Here is an 832-nt window from a genome sequence, read left to right as displayed (position 1 = left end):
CCACGCCCTACGCCTATCTCGACTTTTTCAGCGTCTGCACCACGGGCCGGCCCGCCTGGGGGCCGCTGCCCTGAGGATCGCCCATGGACTTCACGAACTATTACGGGACGGGAACCATCTCGGTCTCTGCCAACGGCACTGCCGTGACCGGTGTCGGCACGCTCTGGAGCGCCTTGGTCATGCCGGGCGACACGCTGGAGGCCGGCGGCCGGGCGGTGCGCATCCTCTCGGTGACGGACTACACCCACCTGACCCTCGCCTACGGCTGGCCCGGCTCGACCCTCGCCGGGTCGGCCTACATGATCGTCTACAACTCGCCCGACCGCGCCACTGGCACCTATGTGGCCGAGCGGGTGCGCGAGCTGATCGAGCGCCAGCGCGTGCTTGACGATGCCGTCGCCACCTATGCGGCCGTCTCGGTGGGCCTCGACACGCCGCCGGGCGCGCCGATGGAAGGCGACCTCTATGTGGTGGGCACATCGCCCACGGGCGCGTGGGTCGGCTATGCCGGCTATCTCACCATCTGGAGCGGCACCGCCTGGCGCTTCACTGCGCCAAAGCAGGGCATGCAGGTGGTGGCCCTCGACACGGACATAATGTGGCGGCGCACGGCGGCCGGCTGGAGGCTGTGGGTGCTGGGCGACGGGCTCGCCCTCAACGGCCGCTTGCCCATGCTGGTGGCGGATTTCGTGCGCGACAAGTACGGGCTCAACGGCTCGGGGATCTCGGCCAGCGAGCTTTTCGCGCGCTCCGGCGTCGGCAAGCGCGTCATCGGTGTCAGCGGACTGGTGGAGGTGGTGCCGGACAATATCCTGGCATTCGACCATTCGGC

General features: G+C 68.9%; 1 protein-coding gene. It reads left to right on the top strand.

The window, feature by feature from the left end; genetic code table 11:
- Positions 1–83: 83 nt before the first annotated feature.
- Positions 84–832, top strand: a 749-nt coding sequence (locus EJ105_RS27670) for a DUF2793 domain-containing protein (protein WP_250168892.1), incomplete at its 3' end; no start/stop codon positions are given.

Origin of the sequence: Xanthobacter aminoxidans (assembly GCF_023571765.1) — a bacterium.
GTDB lineage: Bacteria > Pseudomonadota > Alphaproteobacteria > Rhizobiales > Xanthobacteraceae > Xanthobacter > Xanthobacter aminoxidans.
The sequence above is the reverse complement of the archived record's forward strand: the minus strand, read 5'-3'. Positions and strand labels throughout refer to the sequence as shown.